The 22,162-nt window shown below is 36.7% G+C and carries 15 protein-coding genes and 2 pseudogenes; 3 read left to right on the top strand and 14 right to left on the bottom strand.

The window, feature by feature from the left end:
• The 10 genes and pseudogenes from HUK62_RS04090 to HUK62_RS04050 all read right to left on the bottom strand — a co-directional run.
• Positions 1–198 (bottom strand): annotated as a pseudogene (locus HUK62_RS04090) (cell filamentation protein Fic); the annotation flags it as partial.
• 21 nt (positions 199–219) lie between these two features.
• Positions 220–3,642 (bottom strand): DEAD/DEAH box helicase family protein, encoded by a 3,423-nt coding sequence (locus HUK62_RS04085; protein WP_176537159.1) that lies wholly within the window; start codon positions 3,640–3,642, stop codon positions 220–222.
• 6 nt (positions 3,643–3,648) lie between these two features.
• Positions 3,649–6,807 (bottom strand): site-specific DNA-methyltransferase, encoded by a 3,159-nt coding sequence (locus HUK62_RS04080; protein WP_176537158.1) that lies wholly within the window; start codon positions 6,805–6,807, stop codon positions 3,649–3,651.
• Between the two features lie 143 nt (positions 6,808–6,950).
• Complete coding sequence (locus HUK62_RS04075) at positions 6,951–9,788, bottom strand: SNF2-related protein (RefSeq protein ID WP_176537157.1); 2,838 nt, start codon at positions 9,786–9,788, stop codon at positions 6,951–6,953.
• Positions 9,789–9,899: 111 nt separating this feature from the next.
• Positions 9,900–10,131 (bottom strand): annotated as a pseudogene (locus HUK62_RS04070) (AlpA family phage regulatory protein).
• Between the two features lie 15 nt (positions 10,132–10,146).
• Positions 10,147–11,046 (bottom strand): hydrolase or metal-binding protein, encoded by a 900-nt coding sequence (locus tag HUK62_RS04065; protein WP_176537156.1) that lies wholly within the window; start codon positions 11,044–11,046, stop codon positions 10,147–10,149.
• A gap of 286 nt (positions 11,047–11,332) precedes the next feature.
• Positions 11,333–12,400 carry a lambda-exonuclease family protein gene (locus HUK62_RS04060; protein ID WP_161419583.1) on the bottom strand — a complete coding sequence of 356 codons (1,068 nt, stop codon included), beginning with the start codon at positions 12,398–12,400 and terminating at the stop codon, positions 11,333–11,335.
• Between the two features lie 158 nt (positions 12,401–12,558).
• The gene (locus tag HUK62_RS04055; protein WP_176537155.1) at positions 12,559–13,593 is read right to left on the bottom strand and encodes a DUF932 domain-containing protein; all 1,035 of its coding nucleotides are present in this window, start codon (positions 13,591–13,593) and stop codon (positions 12,559–12,561) included.
• Between the two features lie 17 nt (positions 13,594–13,610).
• On the bottom strand, positions 13,611–13,877 hold the full coding sequence (locus tag HUK62_RS18955) for a hypothetical protein (RefSeq protein WP_180105872.1): 267 nt from the start codon (positions 13,875–13,877) through the stop codon (positions 13,611–13,613).
• Positions 13,878–13,998: 121 nt separating this feature from the next.
• Positions 13,999–14,883, bottom strand: a complete 885-nt coding sequence (locus HUK62_RS04050; protein WP_176537154.1) for an inovirus-type Gp2 protein — start codon at positions 14,881–14,883, stop codon at positions 13,999–14,001.
• Positions 14,884–15,501: 618 nt separating this feature from the next.
• Here HUK62_RS04050 and HUK62_RS04045 point away from each other — a divergent pair.
• Positions 15,502–16,434, top strand: a complete 933-nt coding sequence (locus HUK62_RS04045) for a hypothetical protein (RefSeq protein WP_176537153.1) — start codon at positions 15,502–15,504, stop codon at positions 16,432–16,434.
• 38 nt (positions 16,435–16,472) lie between these two features.
• Here the strand turns inward: HUK62_RS04045 and HUK62_RS04040 are convergent, their stop codons facing one another.
• The gene (locus HUK62_RS04040) at positions 16,473–17,537 is read right to left on the bottom strand and encodes a hypothetical protein (RefSeq protein WP_176537152.1); all 1,065 of its coding nucleotides are present in this window, start codon (positions 17,535–17,537) and stop codon (positions 16,473–16,475) included.
• Positions 17,538–17,764: 227 nt separating this feature from the next.
• Between HUK62_RS04040 and HUK62_RS04035 the strand changes: the two genes are divergently transcribed.
• Entirely contained in the window at positions 17,765–18,067 is a 303-nt protein-coding gene (locus tag HUK62_RS04035; RefSeq protein ID WP_176537151.1) for a pyocin activator PrtN family protein, read from the top strand.
• Here HUK62_RS04035 and HUK62_RS04030 read toward each other — a convergent pair.
• The gene (locus tag HUK62_RS04030; RefSeq protein ID WP_176537150.1) at positions 18,030–19,166 is read right to left on the bottom strand and encodes a tyrosine-type recombinase/integrase; all 1,137 of its coding nucleotides are present in this window, start codon (positions 19,164–19,166) and stop codon (positions 18,030–18,032) included. The two genes, HUK62_RS04035 and HUK62_RS04030, sit on opposite strands and share 38 nt — an antisense overlap.
• 134 nt (positions 19,167–19,300) lie before the next feature.
• Here HUK62_RS04030 and dusA point away from each other — a divergent pair, with 134 nt between their 5' ends.
• On the top strand, positions 19,301–20,323 hold the full coding sequence (gene dusA, locus HUK62_RS04025; RefSeq protein WP_176537149.1) for a tRNA dihydrouridine(20/20a) synthase DusA: 1,023 nt from the start codon (positions 19,301–19,303) through the stop codon (positions 20,321–20,323).
• 62 nt (positions 20,324–20,385) lie between these two features.
• Here dusA and HUK62_RS04020 read toward each other — a convergent pair whose 3' ends face one another.
• Complete coding sequence (locus HUK62_RS04020) at positions 20,386–20,895, bottom strand: hypothetical protein (RefSeq protein ID WP_078425181.1); 510 nt, start codon at positions 20,893–20,895, stop codon at positions 20,386–20,388.
• 64 nt (positions 20,896–20,959) lie between these two features.
• Complete coding sequence (locus tag HUK62_RS04015; RefSeq protein WP_176537148.1) at positions 20,960–22,069, bottom strand: DUF695 domain-containing protein; 1,110 nt, start codon at positions 22,067–22,069, stop codon at positions 20,960–20,962.
• Between the last annotated feature and the right edge of the window lie 93 nt (positions 22,070–22,162).

Below are 22,162 nucleotides of genomic sequence, written 5' to 3'. Positions count from 1 at the left end.
TGCCGTGATCTGTTCCGTACTTAAAGTGTTCCCTTCAATCGCCAGTGAGCCTTGAATGGTACGGATACGATTGGCTTTTCGTAGTTTTAAGCTGTCTTGGATTTCTTCTAAAACAGTCAGGCGCCCTATATTCTCACTAATCTGTGCAATCAGGTAAATGATTTTAGATGTGATAGTATAAGGCGGTTGGTATTTCATATTTTCAATTTGTCCCATACTTTATTGAACAAAAATTTTCTTCAACATTTGCTCAAGATAAGCTGTCCCATTACCCACCATAAATAAGACATTTTTTTCAGCAAACTCTTCTTCAGAAAGAGAGTTATTCAGAATATCTTTCATTGGGGTAATAGACAAAATAAAGCTATTCAAAATCAAGTCAGAATGATCGAGTTTTGCTTCAATATTTTTGATCTCTTTGTAGAACTCAATCTTGGCATCGTCATGATTCATATTACGAATACCTTTAGGATCCACCAAAGTTAAGAATTGCTTTCCTGTTTCTTTATGCACTAACCATAACAAAAAGTCTGGGTAAAAATTACCTGCCAAGGCAAAACCCAAACCACGATATTTATTATCAGCATTTCTCAATAAATAAAGCTCATAATCTTTCAATAAATCATCAGCAGCTGGAGTATTAATATAACTTTGCAAATCTAGAACAAACTTCACTTCACTACTTTGGGTATGACTAGTGTAGTCAAATAGCATTGGTGACCATGTAAATGGTAAGCTTTCATCCTTCTTATCCAACAACGGATAGAACAAATGACGATCAAACGTAATCGCTCTAAAGCTACCATCTTCTTTCCAAGGTGCTAATTTTTCTACATCACCTTTGGCAACCAAATCTTTCAGTGTTTCCAAACGATCAAATACTTCTTGTGCCTCGTTATTTTGACCGTCTTTAGCAGTAAGGGTATATTGCTCACAAATCTGTACAGGCAAATCCTTATCATCCAAGCTAAATTCTGTCACTTCATAAAACTGCCCTTCATAGGCATTCTTAATCGCATGATAGAACTTATCCATATAGGACTGTAACAACTCAGTTAATATCGCTTGCTGTTTTTTAATTCCACCTACATCACTAGATAATTCTGATCCATCGATCAAAAGCTTGTACCAGTCTTCTGTAGAGGTCTTAATATCTCTTAAGCAAAACTCCTGTAAATCATCAACGTTCAACTGTAAGTTGCTATATCCTCGTTGGAACTTATATTGCTGAAGTTGCAAGTAAATTTCATCAAAATCAAACATACACATGATTTTTGGTGAAATCTCATGCTCTTGGCGTTTGTCTTTAACGTCTGTTTGACGCTTTGACTTATCGGTATGAAAGGCTTGCAAGCGAGGATACAAATCCAAAACAACAAAAGGTTTTTTGATTTTACCTTCGTATTGTTTTGGAATCTTAAACATCGAAAGCTTTAACTGAGCCTTAAAACCATTCGCTTGATTATCTTTGTAGCCATCTTTTAATGTGAGTGTTTTTAAGCGAGGCGCTTGAATTTTATTGGTTGGAAAATCCAATGTGACTAAATCCTGATTCAGGATAATGCCTTCATCATTTAGATAATCGCGGAATTTTTCCATGTAGTCAGCACGTAAACCAAAAATATTAATAGTTTGCATCAAATCTAAATGCAGACCTTTATATTCAGCCTTACTATAAATTTCTCTTGGTGTTCGTTTTAAAGAGAAGTTCTCACCTTTTAAACGCACCCCACGACCAAAGAGCTGAATAATCTGAGCACCTTCACCTGAACCCATGTTCAACAAGCCCATGGTCGAGACACGCCAGCTACTCCAACCTTCGGTAAATTTACGTGAACCGATTAGAAGATGTGTTTCACTATCATCATTATTTAATGTAGGAAATAATGACTCTGCAAAATCATCAGTACGTGCATTTAAATAATGTGTTTTGCTTGATTCATCACAGTTATCGTATAAGCCTTTTTCATCACCTACGTTAATCACTGCAAAAGGAGTATTTTCTCCGACCTGTAAACGTAACTCACCTTTATTCGCCGTGATACGTACTACATTCAAACGTTGATTGGTTGTAGCGTTAAAAAAACTTTTTAAAATATCTTGGTAAAGCTCAGTTGCATTGTGACCATGTAAAGGTGCAAATCGATTGGCAAAAATATTGTTTCCTTTAGGATCTACCAAACGAGATGTATTAGTAATTAAGTCATGCAGCCAACTGATCACCTTACTCTTACGAGAAGCATCTAAGAAATCCGCCAAGAATTTCACAATGGCTAAAATGTCAGAGTCATCATCATTAACTTTATTTCCGACAAATACCCACAGTGGCTTTTCAATATTAAATTTTGCTAGCTTTGCCTGATTCTTTTTAAATAGATATTGCTGTTGATAGAACGATAGTAAGCAAGCTGTAAGATATAGATTGCGCTCATCATCTTCATGATATTCTTTCATGTTCAGAATATTGACTTCTTTACCATAGCCATCTGCATAGAAGTATTTGTACGAGTAATCGAACAAAATACTTTTAGCATATACTTCTCGAAGCGCTTCCCGACGATATTTTTGCTGTTCTAATTCATCAAGCTGAATATTTTTTTTCTGTTCTTCGGTTAACTTATTAATCGCCATACCATACAGCATTTTGGCTTTTTGTTTTTTTGCATCTTCAAAACGTTTATAGACGTTGTCTGCCTTACTCACAGCTTGACCAAAGGTAGCCGAGTACTCAAAACTAAAGCCATCTTTAGTAAGAATATCACGACGCTCCATCCAAGCACCTGCGCTACTACTCGTACCACGGTGCCCTTCATCGATCAAAACCAGATTCTTGCCTTCCAAGCTCATCGTCGCAACGGTTTTATCACCATCGCTATCACTCAGCTTATTCATATCGATGATTTGAATTTCATCTCGATACAAGCTATTACGACTCTTCTGCTTATCGAACAGGGTCGCTTGAAAACCTGAGTCAGTGAGTTCTTGTAAATGCTGTTCACTCAAACCTTCATTCGGTGTAAGTAAAATGATTTGGTCTGGGTAAGTGCTGCCAGCATTTTGATGTTGGAAATAGTCTAAATACTGCAAAATATTGACATGCATAAGCAATGTTTTACCACTGCCCGTCGCATTCCAATAGCCGATTTTATTTAGGTCTTCAGGCAAATATTGCTGAAATTGCTCTGCATCACTTTTCTGATCATGGTTATATTGTTCAAGCTCAACATTCAGCTCATTGAGCATGTCCGCTTGATGATGAAAATATTGATCTAAATATAGTTCTGTAAAAAGCAATGAAAGGTATTGGAAGTATTTTAGATTTAAAACATGTCCTTCAATTTCATTACGCTTTTCAGTGATTTTTTGCCAATGCTTCACAATGTTTAAGTCATAGCGACGTAGCACATCAATATCAACAACTTGTTTATTAAACAAGGTATTGCTAATCACACTAAAAAATTTAGTTTGACCTGCATTATCCCCTTCATGCTCAATTCCCTCAAACTGAGGATAATCAAGCTGCTGCTTCATACCTTCCAAACGATTTGGATTAAATTTCGACCACAGCCATTTATTTAAAATCAATTGCTCGTGAAAATTAACTTTAACCGCTTTCGTTTTTGCTTTAGGAGCTTTTGCCACAGTGCATTACTCCTCAAACATATTTTTTAAGAAAGTTTGTTCAATCGAACGGACTTTGAGTTGCTTTTCTTCACCCTCTTTGGTGGTGTACTTACTCGCCACGTTGTGATCACCGTTGATATAAATCAATTGGTACTCACCATCGTTTGGATTAATTTTAAGTTTTGCAAGTAACTGATCGAGTTCTGCATAGCCAATTTTTTCACAGTCACGCCATAGAACCGTCGTATACTCACCTGTACGCAATTTACCTGTGATTTGGGCATAGCCTTTATCTAACTGATAATCTACTTCTTGAACATTCAGCCCAATCAGATAGTTAAAAGTCTCAACTAAATCAATATTTTTACGTTCAAAAGCACCTGCGCTATCCGTGGTGATATTCATTTGATAGCTAAATGGCTTGAGGAAATCTTTAACATTGAGCAAGGAGTCTTTGCTTTCTAGCTCAAGCATATAGTGCATGAGATAATCACTATAGGCATTTTGATCGTCAAGCTTAGTTGAAGTTTGTTGCTCGGCCAAAAGTGTCTGTTGAGTACCTTTACGCACCAACTCTAAGTTATTTAGCGTATCTTCATAACTTTCAAGCTTCACAACTTTTAAGCAATGGCTGATACCAGACTCAGGATTGGTTGGTTTACCATCTTTCCAGTCTGCTGAATACACTACTTTTTGAATACGTGGCTTAATGACTGTATCAAAATATTCACCTTGTTCCACAAGGATATATTTTCGATTTCCATTATCTTCTCGATTTAAAGCAATCGTTGCATGCGCTGTTGTACCAGATCCCCCAAAATAATCTAATACAATATTGTTCGAGTTTTTATTCGATAATACTTTCAACATATCTTTAACAGCATTTAAAGCTTTTGGATAAGAAAAGCTATCTAGACTTTTGAAAAAAGTTTTTAATAAATTTGTACCATATGCAGTCGCTGAATACTCCTTTTGATCCCACCAAGTCATTGGAAGAACCCCATCTTCATTCATACGAGCTTTAATATAAACGGCTTTTTTACCAGATTTATCATTACTGACTTTACAATTATTAAGTTCGTTTTTAAATCGATCTATGCCCCATTTCCAACGACGATCTAAACCGTGCTCATCTATTGGATAAATAACAACTTCATTTCCTCTAGGCTCTTCTTTCAATAACCATTCTTTAGATATTTCATTAAATTCCATATCAGGAATACGCAAGGTATCTCCCGAAATAAAAATTGGGTAATACATTGATGGTGCATCAGACTTCATGCCACCATGTTTTCTAAAATTAACCCATTCAAATTTTCCGACCTCATCAACTTCCTTATATCTTGAATCTTGCTTTTCATTTCTTGGAAGACGCCCAACAACAGCTGATTCACTTTTACTGTAGAGTAAACCATATTCATGAGCTATCGAAACTCCTTTTGTTGTCGATCTACCAGATGGATTATTTCGAATAACAATCGTACCCATAGAGTTTTCATACCCAAATGAATAATCCATAAGCATTTTTAGCTTATCTTTCTCTACATCATCAATAGTCACACATATTAGTGAGTCTTTATTCATTAATTTTTTGGTTAAATCGAATCTAGAATCCAAAAGTGAAAGCCAAGATGAGTGTTTAAATCCATTTTTGTAAATAATTTCAGAAGCATTTGTATTGTATGGTGGATCAATATAAATAGATTGAATACTACTATCATATTTATCTTTTATTAAATTTAAAGCTTGAAAATTATCACTGTTAATGATCAAACCATCAGTTTGGGCGTCTAAATCATCAATTCGTTTTAAAAGCTCTGCCTTAAACTCTAAGCTAAATAATGATGTATCGACCATCAAAGCTTGGTATTGTTTTAAATAATCAACCGTTCCCCAACCTGCATCTGTTCCTTTAAAGCCTAAATCTTCCCATTGTTGCCACTGTGCTGTATTGCCTGCAATTTCAGTATATAAAGACTCATCTACTCGGTCTAAAGTAATGCAGTACTCAGCACTGACGACAAACTTTTTCTTTAGCCACAACTTTTTCTGAAAGTCTTCAAGCGAAGCCAAGAAACTGATAATTTCTAAACCAATTTGACGCAAACATTTAATAATACTGAGCTGACGTTCAATCTGAATAAATTGATCCGTACTCACAACATCATCCAAATGCATCACTTCATTTTTAATATAGAAATCAAGTTCATGACGTAGGAATTTACCTAAGTCTTTATGAATAAAATAATCTGCTGTATTTTTTTGCGTATAGGTACTCAAATGCTTTTGCAACACTGTACGCTTTGGTTCTTTTTCAGTCGGTGCAGGTTGAGCTAAATCATTTAGCCAGTCAGTAGTTAAAACTTCTGCACTCACAATTTTGTTATACGATTCTGTATTTAATGTTTCTTGCTTTGAGCCTTTAGGCAACGTTGCATATTCAAAAAGAATGGTCAGTTCATTATTTTGAATCGAAAATGGAACAATCGTTTCTTCAAACTCTGCACCTTCTTCATCTATACGAATAAAGGTCTTAGGTTCAGTCACAATAATAAAGCGGCGGTCTTTATCATTATCTTTGCGGTTTTCACGCGCTGTATCTGCACTCACCAAACGGAATAAAACTGAACGCCCATCATTCAATTTAAAACGATAGTTGCTAAACATCTCTCCTGACTTGGTATAGTACTGGTCTTTGTTTGCCCAATGCAACATGACTTCCTCACCAGAGTAAGGAATAGCGTAGGTATCACCCTTATAACGACGTTGGCTAATAAAGTCACCATCATCGTAATAACGACTAAAGAACGTGAGCAAATGACTATACACTTGCGACTGATCTGTCATTTCATGTGCATCAGCTTGGGTTAAAGCAATGTATTTTTGACCTAATGCACTTTCTATTGCTTCAGCATCTATAAGTTCACCTTGCTCATTAAAAGCACGTTTACCAAATTCCGCTTTCAGCTCAGCTTCTAATTCTTTTAAAACATTTTCATCAAGACTCGACTTTGCTTCGCCAAGATATTGCTCTACTTTGGTTTTTAAACGCTTATCCAAAAACTCAGCAATTTCGGCACTACGTGCATTTAAAATGCGATAAACTCCAAAATCCAAATCAGGACGATTGATTTGAAAAATCTCTTTGAGTTTAGAAACAAGTGCAGAAAACTGAGTACTCATGAATATTTCCTATTTTTCAAAACCTTATGATAAATAGGTTCTGGTGAAGCGAGTCAAAATTGCTTAGGCAAAATTAACTGATAAGGATACTAGAAATAACTTTGAATATAAAAAAAATTTGTAGAAAAAAATAGCAATTGGTATTAAACCAACTGCCACCTCACTACAAATAAATTCTCGGCTTTACTTGAGCGATGTAGTCTTTGCTCCAATGCTTCGATCAGCGCATCCCGCTTATCCGCTATTTCATCTTCAACATCAAAAACCTGTTGTCGCATGCGTCGTTTTTCTTTTTCAGCTTTTTGTATTTCTTCCTGTAGTCGTTTTTCAGTTTCAATATCAGGTGCTTTGCGAGACTCTCGTTTCAGACTAGATATTTTTAACTTTATATCTTCAAGCATTTTCTCCACGGCAAGCAAACTATCCTCAGCCCACTGTTCTAGCTTATCCCGTTCCTTTTTGAAAAACTCATCATTCAGCTCCAAAGCATGGTTTAATGCAACTTGATACTGCTTATCAATATTTGCCTTAAATATTTCAGGAATCGGGTCTACTACATCAGACAATACTGTTGCATTGACTTGAAGCAACCGCTCACATAAGTCCACATCTAAAACCTTACCATCATCGGTCATTGCCGTGATCACAATATGCTCTTCTTCTTGAAAAGAATCCAAACTCAAGACAGTAATAGATAGCCAACCCTGTTGCCCTTTTAACCCCTCCAGCAGAGTTACTTTTTGACCATATTGGCTATAATCAAACTGAATGAATTGTTTTGGTGTGGGTAATCCTTTGGCACTATCTAAAACAAATTCACCAAGAGAATGAGTCAAACGATAAATAAAAGTATTTTCAGGAATCCGCTCACCTTTGCGTATAAGTTGATATTTCCCTGAAGGCGCATTCAAAATTGGAGATTTAGTTAAATCAAAACTTAAATTGTGATCGTGAAACTTAGCAAAGTTAGCAAGAATATATTTTGTAGATTGCCAGAATAATCGACTAATTTTATCTAGTTGATGTTCAGCTCTTTCCTTCTGAACCTTTAATAAATCATGAATATCTGCATCAAAATGCTCAAGTAATAATGCTTGAGTCCGTTTCATTTTCTCATTGATTTGTTCTTCAAGTTCATCTCTTAATTGCTTAAAGCTTTGTTCTATTTCTTCTGGACTACGACACTGATCATAAATTTCAGATATACGTTTTTCAAAATTTATACCACTTTCAACTGTCCCTAAAATGTCATTCGAGGCACCAAAGACACCATCAAATAATTGAAATTTATCTTTAAGTAACTCTAAAACTCGCTGATCGGCTTCATTCCTTTCATTTAAAAAATTAACCACAACAACATCAAATTCCTGACCATAACGATGGCAACGACCTATCCGTTGTTCCACACGTTGCGGATTCCATGGTAAATCATAGTTAATGACCAAAGAGCAAAATTGTAAATTCACACCTTCTGCTGCTGCTTCTGTCGCAATTAGTATTTCTGCCTCATTCTTAAAAAAATCGATTAAAGCCGTGCGCCGATCAATTGCTGGTGAGCCTGTAACATGTTGAGTCCCTAAATATTTGCCCAACCACTTTTGATAAATACCTGTATTCGTTGCAGATGTATTACTTCCATTAAATCCTATTACTTTTCCGTTGTATCCTCGTGCTTCCAAGAATGCGATTAAGTATTCCTGAGTACGTTTAGATTCAGTAAAAATAACAGCCTTTCGTTTCGCTCCCATTTCAAACATACGAGCAAAGCCTTGCTCAATGGCTGAAAGCAAAGCAAAAGTTTTACTATCATCTTTAATTTTATAAGCCTGCTGTATATACCGTTCAATTTCAGCTATTTCAGATTTAATTAAACTAACATCTATTTGTCCTTGACCTGCTTCCTCATCAAACTCATCTAGCAACTCTTCATCCATATCCTCATCAACAATAAAGTTACTGAGCCAATCTTCATCTAGACTCTGCTGTTCAAGCAATTTTTTCAGTCGCTGTTGAATAGCTTCTAAAGTTGCAATGACAGCAGGAGTCGAGGATGCCAAAAGTTTTCTTAAAACAATTGAAATTAAATGTTTTTGTTGTTGTGGAAATGCATAACTAACTTCTCGTTGCAAATACTCACTGATTGAGTTGTATAGACTTTGCTCATCATCCGTAGGTGTAAATGGTACGGTTAAAGCATGGCGGTCAGTGTAAGGAACATATTCCAAAACATCTTTACGCAAAGTCCTTTGCATAAATTGTTGGATTCTTTTTTTTAACGATTGAATATCACCATCAACCACATATCTAGAACGAAATGCTTTCTCATCCCCAAATAAGTGCTCATCTATAATCGTACTTAAACCATAAAGCTCCATTAAAGTGTTCTGTAACGGTGTCGCTGTTAATAACAACTTTTTCTTGCCTATCAATGAGCGTTTAAGACTATTCCCAATTTTGTTACTTGAGCGATGAGCATTCCGTAATTTATGTGCTTCATCAATGACAACTAAATCCCATGGAATTTGTGCCAAGGCATATTCCATTCGATTTGCAAAAGGATATGAAATTATAGAAATCTTGCCATTTTTAAATGGATCATAAACACCATCTTTACGTGCCATATTCCAAGTTTTTAAATCTAAAACTTGCGTAGGTAGGTTAAATTTATCTTGTAATTCTTGCGCCCATTGTTTTCGTAAAGATGCAGGACAAATAATTAATAAATTTCGACGTCTTTCAGCCCAATACTGACATAGCACCAAAGCTGCCTCGATTGTTTTCCCTAATCCCACTTCATCAGCAAGAATGACACCTTTACTTAAAGGATTATTTAAAGCAAAAAGTGCAGCTTCAATTTGGTGAGGATTTACATCGACCTGAGCATCAAACAACGACTGCGACAAACGATCAACGTCTGATGCCGAGCGTTTTTTTGTAATTTCCCATGCAAAATATTTTATTTGGTGGTTAGTGTAAGACATTATTCTTAGATAAAAATTTTGTTAAAAAATTATCTACAATATAAATACATACAACATTTGTAGCAAGAAATATGCATTTCAAACAAAAAAATAAGGGAGCAATAGCTCCCATTACTCTCGCTCGTCCATCTTAGCCTTAATCCACTGATGGATTTCCCAAGCTGACCAACCAATACGCATCTCTGTTAACCGTATAGGTTGAGGACATGTAGGATCATAATACTTTGAATCCTTATTTATCAGTTCGTAGATTTTTGAACGACTAATTGCTGGTGAACTTCATTACATCTTTAACAGTAATAATTTGATTCATCTGGAAAGATTGAGCCATAAGTAGATCCATGACGTTTTCTCCCAATCAATTCAAAGCCTGAACCGACTGCTGCAACCCTTTCTGAATATCCTGAACATGGCTCAGATCATGTGTTGGTTCAGGCTGTTGCTGTAGTTTGCTATCATCTGTGTAAAACTCCTCCACAATATCCAGCCCCTCTTCACCACCCACCTCAAAACTGGCATTGCCATAACCTTGCCGTGCCACATGATCTAAAGCCTCCTGATAAAACCCTGCCGCCTTGCTTTGTTCATCAATTTGCTTGGCTGAGTTAATTGCATCCTGTAAATTGACACCATCACGTAGGGTTAAGTCCACGTAATAGATCGGAGTACGATAGCTTTGTGTGGTGCTTTTCCCTCGTAAAGTAAGTTGTAATGGTAAACAGGACAATAAGTTGCCTGATGCCGCATGGTAATAACTGAGCCGTGCTGCCAGCGTCCGAATACTGTTAAAACCTGTGGTTCTAAAGATGAATGTACCAAACTCATCTGATTCATCCAGATTGACATACAGCCTGCCATAAGGCTTACACAGTCCACCTTGTGCCAGTGGGCATAGATCAGGTGATGGACATGGATGTTGCTCAACCCCATTTTGACCAAGACGCTGACAGCTTTCACCATTGCCTGAGCAGATTAAGCGTCCTGTTTGTCGGTCAAATAAACTGTACTCGGCTCGTAGATTCAGTTCAGGCTCATTAAAGATCATACGGACTGGAATGGTTCTCAGTTTTTGGTTTTGTGCCTTGGCACGTAACTGTTCATCCAGTGGATGTTTGACCCAGCCATCTTTGGTCTGGATTTGACTGGTAATGGTAAACTGGTCATCCTTTTCAGGTAGACGTTTGCCATTCTTTTCAACGATCTTGCCAATGCTGATACGTCCCAACACAGGTGGGGTAATTGCTAAACCTTTAATCATGGTGATTATCCTTTATTGCATTTGTTTACGGATTCCCCAAATCCATTGAAGGCACTGTCTCCTACACCATATTTTTAATCCTCCTGAAAAAACGATTTCCAGTCATAGGTCATGGGAGAAATCATTGTGCGAACATAAAAAATGCAAAGCTGCTCCACCGTCTTTTCCTTAGTATTAGGGAAAGGACAAGAGGGGCGACTTTGCACAAATTCTAAATTTAGGGAAATAAAATGGTTTGATGTGGTGTGTGATGGAAATAGGTCTAAAACTTGTTTAGTCAGACGATTTAGGTTGTTGCAGAATAAATATTAAAGCGTCTGCTGCCTTGTCGGGGCTGTGGGTACTGGTTTAATAGCTCAGGCTGTGCCTGTAATAATGCCTTTTGATCCAGTACCACACTGTCCTTTGATTTTTTCCATGTCACAGTACCATTGGAAAAGATGGCTTTCTCGGCATCTTTCATGAGTGCCTGAATCCGATGTTTGAGATAGTCATACTTGGTTTGATGGTCAGTCAGTTGTTTTTCCTCATGCAGCAGGTCAGTAAACAGTTGATCAACACCCTCCAGTGTGGAGAAATCAACGGTCTGTAAAGGGGTATGTTGTGGGTAAAGCAGTTGCAGGGCTTTGGCTGCCGATGCACTGGCATCAACACTCGGTGGTATGTCATTTTCCACACAGCTCCAGAATATCCGTTCAGAAGTCATGATTTGGTCTATCACAATTTCATTGCGTTCAACCTTAAAAATCTTGGCTTCATGTCCACAGATCAAGGCACAGATATGCGCTGCCTGTTTGCCTGTCACTGCCAGTTGGTGCTGTACCTGAATAATCACGTATAAAGGCACACCATCACGCCAGAGTTTGGTTCCCCATTCCCCCACTGATTTACATTCCAATATCTGTACTTCATTACAGCCCACAACGGCATAGTCCAGATTCGCCAGCATAAAGTGTTTGTCAGGATCAGGATGCTGTAACACCGCATTGACCTTACGCACCTTATGACCTGTCTTGTGTTGGTAATAGTTGGCAATTAAAGGCTCAAGCTGATTACCCCAATATAAGGGGGAATAACTGTTTTGGGTCGGTTGATCAGGCTGGTTCTGCATCCGACCTGTTTTAATCATCCATAACTCTAACATGCTCATGTGAGGATTAAGCCCACAGGCTGCGGCTGCATCACTGCTACCAATGCCTTGTTTGCGTACCTGTAACCATTGTTCACGACTCATGCCTTTGGTTTTGGCTAGGCGTTTGGCACGATTACAACTGGGCTTGGATAGTGGTTGTGAAATTGGTAAATATGTTGTGGCTGAGGATTTACTGGTTTGTGGTTCAACAATATGGTTCATTAGATACTCCATGTCTGTAAAAATTAAAATTGCGGCATAAAAAAAAGCCACATCAGGGCGATGTGGCAAAAGGGAGTTTTTGGGTAGAGGGAAACACATCATTTAAGCAATGCGTATACTGCTTAGGCTAATTTGACTGGCTCTAAATCCGACCAAAGTTAGACCACCATTCTGAGTGCCTGTTCCAGTCCTCGCTGTTTAATGGCTGCACCTGTACCAAACCATGCTGAATCCAGTCGGTGATCGGTACTCATGGCTCGGCGTTCATGATCGACAAATTCGGTGATGCTACACAGCAAACCATAGGCTGTACCTTTGGCTGAACTGAGTTCTGCACCTCGTCCTTGACCATTAAACATATCCATGACTTTCGACATGGCTCGTCCATTCGGTTCGGTTTTATTGGTTGCATTGGCTTCATTTGCCACATTACGGTAGAACTGGATAATGCTGTCATCCTGTTCAGCAATACTGAGATTGGTATTGTTAAATACCGCATCAAAATAGGCTGTCGCTTCCTGTTGGGTGACTTTACGCTGACTGAGTTGCTTCATTTCATACATGTGGTCATCCCATGCACGGACTGAAATACCCAGTTGCTGTTTGACCTTTTCTGCATCAAAGCGAGTGCTATGTGGAACTTTCACCACGCCTGCACTGGTACTGCCATTGCGTAAGGCAATCGCCAAGGTGTTGTTACATACAACCCGAAAGGAAGTGAACTGTGCTGTCGTGGCAAGTGTGCCATCACATGCTGTTGCCAGTAGAATGTAGCCATTACTAACATCCTTACCTTTCAAGGCTGTACTTTGTCCCGTACGTGCCAAAGCCCAGAACTTTTTACCACCTTTCAATACACCTGCTGTTTCCAGTTCAAAACCTGATTGCTCAGTGAGGTCACGGTAAAATTCAAGGATTTCCTTGGGTTGAACTTCCTGAAAACGCTGGCTGACCACCGACAAGGGTGCATGAGTATCTGAACGGTATAAGACCCGTTGTTCCTCATACGGCAGGATGATAGATTGCCCCCGATCATTCTTTGCCATGTAGCTGACATCGGATGATTCAATCCGCCAGTCCATACCTGCCTGCTGTGCCCAGACTTCAATGGGTTGATTTTGCGTAAGCTGATTACCCAGACCATGCCACGGGGTTTCACCAACATACGCCATTTGTTCAAGTTGATGTGCCATGATAATTTCTCCTGTCCCTAGTTGAAATTGCATTGACAATTGTTGCAATGGAAATAAGCGGTAGGCTGCTGTGGTTGTGATGGCTGTGTCAAACTATCAATTAGCCCCCCTACAACTACCCCCATTAATCCACCCAATAAAGGTGACATCGGTATAGGCAAGCTTTTAGAAATCATCGTACCGACTCCTGCACCTGCCATAGAACCATAAGTATTGGAACTTTTAGATGCTGATGTTGAGCGACTAACATTTTCAGAGTAGCAATATGGGCATGTAATATTCATAAGATAATCCTCATTAAATGAAAAAAGGCTTACCGATGGGTAAGCCTATGTTTTTGAATGTAAGGGAAAAAGAAAACATTCAATCTTCATGTTAATGATGTATATCTGTGATTTTTTGGGATCAACGTTGTGACATACCAAAGGTTTTCATCTTTTTAGTGGATTTAATCCTGAGATATTGTTCTTTCTTGGGTCGGGCTAAATATAATAAAACCGCACGCATCCTATCCACTTGGTACTTTAAATTACTGTAAATGATGCCAATCCCAACCATTCCATTTTCTTCATATTGCTTTAAATAACGACGATCATGGCAGTTAAAATAACGTCCATCCCCATCTGTAATATCTTCCCATAATTCACCCATATCATTCGCAATCTTCCATGCCTCTATACGATTTCGTTCATCAAAAATAAATGCAACATGGCAATGATAGCCTTTGCTTTTAACTCCTTGTTCCAAAGCCCAGACCAGTAGCAATACATCATCCCCATATTTAGAACGGTTTACTTTTCTAAGGAAATGCTCCAAATCATCCTCTACTTTTTGGATATTAGCATTCGGGATATAACTCAACTCAATACTTACAACCAATAGAGCCTTATAGCTTTCGGTCAATTCAGTTAATCGACTATCCAGGTTTTTAGCATTCAGACTTTCATTGTAACGATGTTGTCGCTTTTCATTTAAATGAGCACTTTCCATTGTATTGAAATATCTTTGCCAATCATCAAATGATCTACGCTTTAAACATCTAAACAAGTCTGTTGGTGAATCCAAATCAAGGTGATACTCATATAATAAATTACAAAATAACTGCAATAAACTTGAATAACTAAAATCGGGATTATAGACTTGATCAAAATCAAGAAGTAATTCACAAAAGTTTTTATAAAAAGATCGAGGCTGTCTTTTTGCATGTAAACTCGATTTAATAAAATCCTCTATCTCAATGGATAGATTTGCTTCACAGATTTCACTTGATGATGTATTTTCAAACTTCATGGTCACTTACCTATAGTTTAGAACTATATGAAGTGACAATTATTTTAATAATTAAATTTTAGAATAGATATTATTGAATTAATATCTTTTATTGATTTATTTAACAGGTTGATTATATATTTATAAACAAAGTCATTACACATAATTAAAAATAAAATTAAAATAAACTAAAGCATTATTCAAACATAACAATATCAAGGCTTCCAGCATAATCAGATTTTAAATAAAACAAGATAAATCCAATTAAAGTTATCCGATGGTAAATATATCAAAAATCTGGTGTCATTCATCAGTATTCTTTGATTGTCTCACTGATATTAGAGACCTATCATTGTGGTTATCTACAATATCTGGTCATGGACTATCACAAAACTGCCTTTTGCATAACTTCAATTTTGTCACTCCTATCATCTGAATGACAAAGCCAAATGATACAGGATTGTATGGTGTGTCATTGCAGGTCGTGGGTACAGAATTGTGCTTTGGTGTGCCTCCTATGAGCTATAAAAAAATTATTAAAAAATCATGCTAAATCGTGGGAAAACATACAGAAAAATTCGTTGAAACTCATACTCACCTTTAATAAAGTTTATATAAATCTTAGTAAAGGAAAGCACAATGAGCTACACATCACGCAATGATGATCTAATCAAACTGGTTAAAGAGTTGAATACAGAAGATAGTGTCTGGTTACTTCATGTTATCAATAAGGACACAATTGAGTTTGAATCACGTATAGATATAGAGGATGAACATGATCCACAACTAATGGATAAGGACATTGATAAATTAAATTCAATCAAAGATCTTAATGAATTAAAAAACTATTTAATTGATGGGTTAAAGGATAAGACAGAAACTTTTTCTGAAACTATCATGGACTTGATTGAGGAGTACAAAGAACAACTCATGATTAGAAGTCGTGATTTTTCAAAATATAAAACAAATAGACGATTATTGAGTTTTGCACTTTATAAAATATCATTTGATAATCGTGATATTTATCGCCAAAACCCATCCATTTCAAACACCTATGTTCGATTCCTTTATATTATTTTTACCTATAGAAAATATTATAGAAGCAGTCGAGAACTTGAACGAATAGAAAGAAAGCATAGCGAAATTATCAGTGCAAAATCTTTGCACTTTAAAAATTATGATCATCCTGAGTTCTATAAATGGGCAAAAACTTACATCGACAAAAATACATCAGACTTTAGGGATTTTAATCAGATCGAATTTACGCCTTTACAAGATGCTGACTTTGGCATTTGGGTTAATTCAATTTTTGATATTATGTACTATGCAAATCAACATGCTTATATCAACTTAAAGAAACAATTGTCTAATGCTTGGTATCAAAAATCTTATCAAAAAAATAGGAAAGGAAGAGAACATCATTATTTCCTAACAGATTTAACTAAAGATTTACTTAAAATACTCGCATCAAAACACAATAAAAATGAAGATAGGATGATTGAACATTTAATTAATAAATATGCAATTGAAGAAAGTATTATTGTAGATGGGAAGTTAGTATATTCTATTTGACTGTACTAATTTTTACTAGCTCAAACCTTATTTTATAATTACTCTTTTTTTGGCTTGTACATTTGCAAGCCATCTATTGCTTGTCTTAATCCAGTTTTATAAATTTCTGGATAAGGATCATCATAGCAAAGCTGGTCTACAAAATTATAATGCCATTTTATATCTATTGAGACATTATCAAATACAATTCTAATAAATTGATAAAGACTATACAGCCTAACAGAATTATCATAAAATGTTCTTTGATTAAATGTGTAACCATATTCTTTCATTTTATTTCCTGCATACTCTGTACAAACCTTTTTCTCTTCATCATTTAAATTACTTACAGAGTTTTTTCTACAATCATAAGCACCACTAATTGAGATATTATAATCTGGTCTATAATTAACTTGCTTTTTATTGTGATATATATTATTTGCACTTCCCTCGATAAAGAAAAAAGCTCCAGCTAGTGCAGAAACATTCCTAACATCACCATGAAATATCATTTCCTCATGATTTATCTCTTTATTTATTAAAACTAATAAATCTTTGATTATCCTAACATTTCCATTAATGATATCATTAAAATCTAATCTCATGAACATATTGCTATAGTTATGAATTATTTGCTTTTTTAATATCTCGAACTCACAAAACATTAATACCCTTAAAAAGACTCTATTCATTTCCTCCTTATGTTTAGGGCTCATCTTATCCTCTTTAAGTCGTCCAGTACTTAATATTTTAAGTTCCAACAATTTATTAAAAAATGACATTGATGCTGAGTCAAAATCAAAATACAAAAATTGAGCTAATAATTTATATTTTACTGTTCCATCCAAACAGGAAATATTGGAGTGCCCACATATATTCAAAACATCTTGCAAATATGTAGATACTGGGAAGCCACTGCTCTTTACTCTAAGCAATACCTCATCAATAATTCTTTTAAATCTTGACTCAAATACCTGATTTAATTTTAATTCAATCCCACACAACAGATAATGCTTATATACTTCAGCCCTATACTCAGTAAATCCTCTCTGTGAATTTATAGTATCAATCTCATCAGTGACATAGCCATAAAATTCATTCTTCAAATCAGAGAAAGTAGACATCGATGCTAGGTCATGTATGAAAATATAGTCCAAAATATTAAACGCCGAAATCTTCCACTCAGTTACTCGAACCACTGCATTCCCTCAAAGATGTACCACTTAACGACATTTTCCTTTTTTTCAGTTTTTTTACAATATCCACATCAAGTCGATTGATGACGGTTTAGTCAAAAATCAAAATAAACTTGATAAAAATCATTTAATTAATTGAACCAAAGGCATACCTTATGAAAAGTGCAATTATCAAGGCTTCGGACTACTTATTTCTGCAATTTAGAACTGCTACACCAACACTTGACCAAGTATGTGATATGTACTATCCCCATATTACCAGTAAGGCTAAAAGATTAGAAAAAGCTCGTGATGGAGAGTTTCCATTTTGCTGCTTTAAATTCGATGAGAGTCAAAAAGCACCATACTTTGTTGATATTTTTGACTTAGCTTTTGTTCTTGAAGAGAAATATAAGTCTCAATTTGAAGACTACAAAAAGCTCATGCAATCAATTTTAAAATCTGATCAACACAAATAACATTTTTTCTGACCTTTACAGATACATATCTTTCAAGACTACTCCACGAATCATGCAAGCTCACTTGCTGGATTTGTGGAATAGTCATTCCTTTCTCTGCTAACCGTGTACAGCCCTCATGACGTAAATCATGAAAATGTAAGTCATCTATTCCCAGCAACTTACAAGCCTTTCTAAATTCGCTCCCCATCGTTTTTGGACTTAATGGCACGAGTAGGTTTTCATCGTAACCTCGTTTTAACATCCGATGACGAATATCTCCATCAAGCAATAAATCAATCATTTGCTGACAATCATCATGGACACTAAACTCTTTGTGGTTGCCTTTAGAGCCATTCGGATTTTTTAAATCCCGAATCTTCCATAGTTTATTCGTTTCATCATAGTCATCCAATTGCATCCGTGTAATCTCTGCTTCCCGCCTGCAAGAGAAAATCGCAAACCACATGATTAAGTGCATAGGGTAGCTGTAAGATGAGTGATTCCATTTTCTGACAAAATACTTTGTAAGGCTTTCAAGCTCATCAAAAGTAGGTAGTCTATCTCTTTTTTGACTCGATGATATTTGACGAGTCTTCCTCAATTGGGCAGTGGTTTTATCAAATGTTGGTAAATCTACTTTTAAATTCCACATAATTGAAGCATGGCTTAATACTCCCCTGATATGTAATAACTCATGTTGCAATGTACTGGTAGCGATTGGCTGTAGATTCAGTTTATCAACTCCCTTTTTCCGCAGAGACACGTGACTGGAAATATGGGTTGAACCTATTTCTGTAATCATATTCTGAGCTATGGGTAACTTTTGAATTAATTTAAGCGAGTATGTTTTAGTACGCCCATATTGGTCACCAACCTCTGCTAAATATTTGGTAATCGCATCATCTAAGGTTAAGTCCACCAAGTTTTCCTGTCCAAAGAGAATCTCGGGATTTTCATCTATCTCTGCTTCACGTTTACCAATCCACAGGCTAGCTAATCGCTTTGTAGAAAATGTCTGGCTTTCTTTAAATGCAGGAAATCCTTTTTTATTGATTCTGATCTCCGCACGATAACGGATTGTTCCATCCTTGAGTTTTCGTTGTGCTATAGTACCCACAAAATTTACGCCATAGAAAAATTTACGCCATTATGGCGTAAAAATGGCGTAAATTCTAATCGAAACGGTGCGAATTAGGCGTGAATGGTTGCAAATAATTTAGTATCAATATCAACATAAATGGATGATTTTTAATGATTAAATCAGACACTCTTGAAAATACTAAAGATTTCAGAATCAGTGTTGCACCGATGATGGATTGGACAACCAAAGATTATCGTTTCTTTGCGCGTCTATTTAACCCGAACGTCATTCTTTATACAGAAATGGTGACCACTGGCGCGATCCTGTTTGGCGGTGCAAATCGACATCTCGATTACAACAATGAAGAACACCCGATCGTTTTACAACTCGGTGGCTCAAACCCTAAAGACTTAGCCACTTGTACCAAAATGGCACAAGACTGGGGCTATGATGAAGTCAACTTAAATGTCGGCTGTCCAAGTGACCGTGTACAAAACAATAAAATTGGCGCATGCCTCATGGCAGAACCGGACCTCGTTGCAGAATGTATCGCTGAAATGCAAAATGCCGTCGATATTCCAGTGACGGTAAAGCACCGTATCGGCATTGATGATATGCAGTCTTATGAAGAGATGCTGCATTTTGTCGATACCGTAGCCAAAACAGGCTGTAATAATTTTATTGTACATGCACGTATTGCATTACTTCAGGGACTTTCTCCGAAAGAAAACCGTGAAGTTCCGCCACTACGTTATGAAGATGTCTATCGTTTAAAGCAAGAATGCCCAAATCTATTGATTGAGATTAATGGCGGGATCAAAACCTTTGCTGAAACACAAGAACATCTCAAACATGTGGATGGTGTGATGATTGGTCGTGAAGCCTACCATAACCCCTACCTTTTGGCAGAGCTGGGGCAGCTGTGGAATTTGGATCTACCTGATCGCTTTGAAATTATTGACCAAATGTTGCCGTATATTGCTAAGCGTATGGCTGAGGGTGCGCCATTGTCGATTATCACGCGCCATATTTTGGGTTTATTCCAAAACCTTCCGGGTGCTCGAAAATGGCGTCAGGCTTTAAGTGGTGGTAATGCCAAGACTTTTGCCGATGTTGAAAATGCAATTCTTAACATTAAAGACGCAATGCAACGCACCGAAGATTATTTAAAAGAACACACTCTAGCTCAGTAATTTAGAACGTTGATCTAAACGAAAAAAGCGAAGCATCTGCTTCGCTTTTTTATGTTTCACCGTTATAGCCGAGTACAAGCTTTCACTAAAGCACGCTTGTGTATATTGGTGACACATTTTATTGTTTCAGTCTTAAAATCATAATGATAGGAAATATACTTTCCTGCAATAAGCTCGCTGACAAAGGGTTCTTTTCTAAAGTAAGCCGTAGTTATACAACCATGTAAATCAGGGGTGGCATTTACTTTAATCTGTTCAACAAATTGACTTTGCTGATGAATTTGATCCTGTAATTTTAAAATACGATTCATATTTTGAAATTCTACGGATTGAGCAATCTGTTGTATATTTTTAAAATGACAAGCCTGCGTGACATCATCATGATGCTGATGCATTGACCAAACCAATAATGACTGTATATCACTCATCATTTCTTTGGCTTCATTGACCTGATTTAAAACATAAAAATGACGAACGGTTGAGTAAATAGCATATACAACACCACAACTCAAAATGATCCCTAAAGCCACTATTTTAACATCAAGTTTGGAATGCCCTGAAAGATGAGTCATGGAGTTGCTTTATCCCGTTATATTTTAAAAGTGCTTCAGGCGAACTTTTCTTTTATATAAGAGCTTAACCAGTAAATTTACTCAGAGCACGCCAGTATTTGTCTTTAAACAGACTGACCTCTATTTCAAAGTTGTCTTTATATTTTTCAATTACTTGATCAATGACTTTGGATGGCTTTCGAAACTCTTTACACGCAAAATATATGGTTCTTAAGTGATTACCCGTTTCACGACCAATATTTAAATAGCCATCCACATCCTTAAGCTCTTGTAATAATTCGTCTTCTATCAAATTCAGTAGCTCATAATCTGTAGATGCAGGCATGCCATTTGAATGCTGACCATCATAAGAGATTTCAATCAACATCATCCACGGATGTGAGGCTTTTTGATCCCATGTTAAAAGTGTACGATTTAAAGTCGCCAGCAACGGTAGACCTTCATTGGTTTCACCTTCCAAACTGACAAATTCATCAGCATCCGTATTTGAACGGGTAATTTTATCTAGTCTTGAAATTTCGCTACTTTTTAAAATTAAAATCTTTTTGAGCAAGTGAATCGGTAGCAATTCTTTTTCGGCACCTTGCTTAGACTGCACAGAAACATTGTCTAATTTGGTGATCGCATCATACTCGCCCAAATAGTTATCGAGGAAAATATACACAGCCTGTAAAAACGCATCGTTTTCAGCTGGATTATATTCATCATGTACCACAATCAGATCTATCTCATCGGGATACTCGGCTTGCTGATTAAAATAAAAAGACAAAGTCTGCTGACTAAACTCATAGCCATGCATATTAATCCCGACTTGATGAATATCGCTTTCAGGTTTAAGCGCAGTGAACTTCCACCCTGCAATCTCAGGTGCAGCTGCAATCAGCTCTTCCACAAAAACAATATTTGGAATGATGCCATCGGGGGTAAGAATTAATTCAGCTGTTTGCGGGGTCAGCATGCCCGTCAGAAAAAAGATGCCGCTATGGACTTTTTCCAATTCAGGCGTCAATCGATCAAAGAAATCCCGCTCGATTTCAGTTTTACTGCCTTGATTCACAATGTGGTGAAAATGCTGTTGATGCTGCTGAAACCATTGCCAAAATGCAGTATATGCATTTTCATTCGCAGGCGTTTTTTGTTTTTGAGAACCCCATAATTTTTTTAAAAAGCTCATTTTTTTTCTCTTTTTTCTATTGGTTTCAATATTTTTTGTGGTCTATGGACTGTATCAATATATCGATGTATACAGTCCAATTAAACCTAAAAC

Source organism: Acinetobacter sp. NEB 394 (assembly GCF_013374795.1).
In the GTDB taxonomy this organism is placed as follows: domain Bacteria; phylum Pseudomonadota; class Gammaproteobacteria; order Pseudomonadales; family Moraxellaceae; genus Acinetobacter; species Acinetobacter johnsonii.
This window is presented reverse-complemented; position numbering and strand designations above follow the sequence as displayed.